This window comes from Brachybacterium sp. HMSC06H03 (genome assembly GCF_001807385.1).
Lineage (GTDB): Bacteria > Actinomycetota > Actinomycetes > Actinomycetales > Dermabacteraceae > Brachybacterium > Brachybacterium conglomeratum.
This window is the reverse complement of the sequence record NZ_KV788790.1, coordinates 1-727: the sequence shown is the minus strand read 5'-3', so window position 1 is coordinate 727 and position 727 is coordinate 1. Positions and strand designations below refer to the sequence as shown.

Here is a 727-nt window from a genome sequence, read left to right as displayed (position 1 = left end):
GGGTCATAGTGGAAAGCCCAGGAGGACGGGGAACATGAAGGGCCGATCCGGGGCGGGCCCCGGGTCGGTGAGGGCCGGCGGAGCCGGCGGCCGTCAGGGTGCTGCCCGCTGGGCAGTGCCCCGAACTGCACGGAGTGCATGCGTGGCACGGAGTGCGGTGTGGACACGGCACGAGCGCAGCGAGTTCCGATTGGGCGGCACGGGCCGCCCGCACAGGGTGGTGGGGCGGCCCGTGCGGTGGTCAGCTACCACAGGGGGTTCCGGCTGCCGCTTCGGCGTCGGCTGCCCAGGCGGCGGCCTCGTCGGCGTCGAGGGCCATACCGGTGTTGGGCCAGTTGTCGCTGACGGTACGTGCGGCCCGGGCGCAGAGGGAGGCGTAGCGAGCGAGGCGGGTGGCTCGGTACGGGTCTGCTCCGTCGATCTGCTGCGCGGCGTCCCTTGCGCGGTGCGCGTAGTCGGAGGTCCAGCGCACGGTGCGGTGCAGGGTCTGGGTGGCGATGGAGTCATGACCGACGTTCTCGAGGTAGTACGTCTCCCCTCCGCTGCGCACGGTCACGCGCGCGTAGCGCTCTCCCCCGGGCTCGGCCATGGTCACCACCGCCCCGCGCAGGAAGTCGATGGAGCCGGTGTAGGTGCGGCGGGTGACGGTGAACTCGCGGGTCATGGTGCGCTCCTTGGTGGTGTGGGACCGGGATCGTTTTTCCCCGTCCTCCTGGTGCTTGTGAAC

The 727-nt window shown here is 71.4% G+C and carries 1 protein-coding gene; it reads right to left on the bottom strand.

The genetic code is table 11. The annotated features are described in order from the left end of the window. Nucleotides 1-241: 241 nt before the first annotated feature. On the bottom strand, nucleotides 242-727 hold a 486-nt coding region (locus HMPREF3159_RS08710; RefSeq protein WP_210388858.1), incomplete at its 5' end, for a hypothetical protein.